Source organism: Spirochaetota bacterium, from assembly GCA_026414805.1.
Lineage (GTDB): Bacteria > Spirochaetota > UBA4802 > UBA4802 > UB4802 > UBA4802.
In genome coordinates this window covers 1-2,953 of sequence record JAOAIH010000129.1, presented here as the reverse complement: position 1 = coordinate 2,953, position 2,953 = coordinate 1, and the positions used below count along the sequence as shown (strand labels likewise).

The following is a 2,953-nucleotide window of genomic DNA, read 5'->3' as shown; positions in this document are numbered from 1 at the left end:
GTACTAGTCACCAAAATTGTCCGGTCATCAAACTTCTGGGTCTCTTGAAGTATTTTTGTCCTCAAAAGTTTTAATTGGTTGGTAAGTTCAGGGTTATCAAAATACGGTGTGATGATTTTATTCCGCACAACTGCGACTTCGGAATAGTCGATGACTTTTGTCTGGTGTTGAGATTCTTGAAATACAGGAGGCCGTTTGAACAACGACATGTCATTGGTTTGGCTTCGTTCACTTTTGGCGCGTAGAAGCGCTTCTTTTATTTTGCTCATCTTTATAATCCGAGAAGGAGCATTTTTGTGCGGATTGCCGAGAATATCTTCACGATAAGAACGTCGATATTCATAACAAATACATCAACAATAACAAGTACGAGAATGATGATTCCCAGAACAATGAGCCCTGCTGTTTTTTGAAGTGATATCCAAAACCTCTTCTTCTCCTCTGTTGCAATATACGGGACAATCGAAAGAACCGGAATATCATCTGCTACTGCAGAAAAATCATCTGAAGTGCGAATGGTTTGTGTGACAGCATCCCATCCAAGAAGCAACAAAATACCAATGGAAAGCCCTCCTGCCAAAAAAACGGCAATAATAAGCGGACGGTTAGGCCGTATTGGTTTTAAAGGGATGGACGGAGGCTGACCGATTGTCAATTTACCGCCCATTTCCCTTCGCTCCATTGCAGCAGCACTTTCAAGTGTTAACACCTGACTCACAAGATCATCATACCGCTTTTTGGCACTTTCGAGATCGCGGTTTAATATTTTGTATTCCTTTTCAACCATAGGCGTTTTAGCTACTCGGCCTTCATATTTTAAAAGGTCATTATATGTCTCTTCGCGTTCTTTTTTCTGTCGTTCAATTTCAAAATTTAATTGTTCAAGTTGTGTTTTTAAATTTATATAGGCGGGATTATATGCTCCGATGCCGCTATCATTGCTGGATTTGCTATCATCTTGGTTTGCCAAAGAACTTTCGTGATTCTTTTTTGACAGTTGATCTTCCAAAATAGCAATCTCTCGTCGCAACCGAATAATATCAGGGTGCTTTTCTGAGTAATTTGCAGATAAAACACCTAATTCTGCCTTGAGCGCAGTAATTTTCTCCTCGGGAGTTACAATCCGCTCACCCGAGATACCTTGCATTGCCACCAGTGGATTCATCGTTGCAAGTTGTGCTTCAAGCGCTCTTTTTTGACCATACAATGTTTGGAGTTGTAGATCAATACTGACAAGTTTTGCATTGAGGCGATCAGACATGCCATAGTTCAATGCAAAAAGCTCAGGCAATTCATTGACATTTTTTTCCTTAAATTCGGCTATTTTTTGATCAATTTCTGCTATCTCCTGTTTCAGCCGTTCGCGCTCATCAATAAAAAAACCCGATGTTGATGCGGCAAAATTTTCTCTAAATTTTTTATAATTTTCTATAAAATTCGTGGCGAGCATATTGGCAACTTGAAAAGCCTTCTCTGGCTCATGATGTTCAAAATAAAACTCAAATCCAGTGATAACCTCTTGTGGCTTACCACTTGTCCCCGGTACCTCTGTATAGAGTGGCCGCGATTTATAATGTTCTTTCATGTATGCTAAAATGTCAGCCATCGGAATTTTGTCGATGAGGTCAGGGTACAAATCAAGCTCTTTAATGGTGTTCACGACTTCAGGGCCTGTAAATGCTATTGCTTCAATGAAAACAAGCATTGCCTCAAGATAAATGTTAATAAACCCGAGCTTTGCCCATTCTGGTATCTGAGCCTCAACATAGAATATTTTTGCTTCAGAACGGTATACCGGTGGGAGTTTAAAAGCAACGGCACATCCGATAATAAGAGCAACAATAACCGGGCAAAGCACAAGATATTTGCCGCGTTTTAGCAAATCAATATAATAGATAATATTTTTCGTGAAAAGCTGGTTTTGTCTCATCGGATAACAAACGGTCTTAAAGGTTGGAACGTGAGGGCAAAGAAAACAGAGTTTCTCTCAGTTCTTCTGCCGATGTTTTTATTGTGATTATTAGTGTACTGATAATTTAAGCTGATATTGAGCCATCGTGTGGCACGATAGGTTATATTGCTCATAATATATAATATATGCCGTTTGATTTCAAAGCCAAAATCATCTTCATCAGAATGATACCGGTAGTATTTAAGGGTAAGATTGCCGGCAAGCCTTCGATTAATATCATGCATAATACGCAAATCAAGGTCGCGCGATCGGTACGATACACCGGTGTTCGCATTATCGCCTGCATTCTGTTTTAAGCCCAATTTTATTGTGCTACCAGAAAAGGAATATGTATAACCTATATTATAATTCAGTGTATTCCCATCTGGTCGTCTTGTTGCAGTAATCAAATCTCCTGTTTCAGGATCAGTAGTTTCTGTCTTGATGTTCTGAACATTGCGGATCCATCCAAGCGAAGCATTGATGTTTGATCCCTTTCCGAACATATATGCAAGACCAGCACTTGCAGAATACATCTTTGATTTGAAATCAGATCCGAAAAAGACTTCATAATCACCCCCAGAAACAAGGTCTTCCAAAAAATCAATATCCCCCTCATCAGCCTTGCCACCGAATTTAAATCGCATATAATTATATGAACCTATTAAATTGCATTTTACTGTTTTGCTAAGATCGTATTGATATTGCAACAACCCCATATAAAAATCACTGCTGTCGGTAACACCAGTATCAAAATTTGAATACATAACTGTCCCGGTAATTAAGCTGCGAGGTGAAAGCATATATTGATATGATCCTGTTGCAGTTTTTGTCTTTGTCTTATATTTTTTTACAACATACGTTCCCACAAGCGCCAGTGATCCTATATCTTCAGGCTCAAGCTGAAAATAACGATTTGGATCGGTATTCACCGAATATCCACCTGAAATCGAAATAGTTGATCGTTTATTCAAAAGATATGAAAGTTCTACCGTATAATCT

General features: G+C 38.9%; 3 protein-coding genes. All 3 read right to left on the bottom strand.

Annotated features, from left to right (window positions below; genetic code table 11):
* A partial coding sequence (locus N3F66_14850) for a hypothetical protein (GenBank protein ID MCX8125425.1) occupies positions 1–269 on the bottom strand: 269 nt, incomplete at its 3' end.
* A gap of 2 nt (positions 270–271) precedes the next feature.
* On the bottom strand, positions 272–1,930 hold the full coding sequence (locus tag N3F66_14845) for a hypothetical protein (GenBank protein MCX8125424.1): 1,659 nt from the start codon (positions 1,928–1,930) through the stop codon (positions 272–274).
* Positions 1,927–2,953: outer membrane beta-barrel protein (locus N3F66_14840; GenBank protein ID MCX8125423.1), on the bottom strand; the 1,027-nt coding region annotated here is incomplete at its 5' end. The genes N3F66_14840 and N3F66_14845, both read right to left, overlap by 4 nt.

Coding starts and splice junctions, on each gene's coding strand:
- N3F66_14845 (MCX8125424.1), bottom strand. CDS start 1,930: ATGAGACAAAACCAGCTTTTCACGAAAAATATTATCTATTATATTGAT.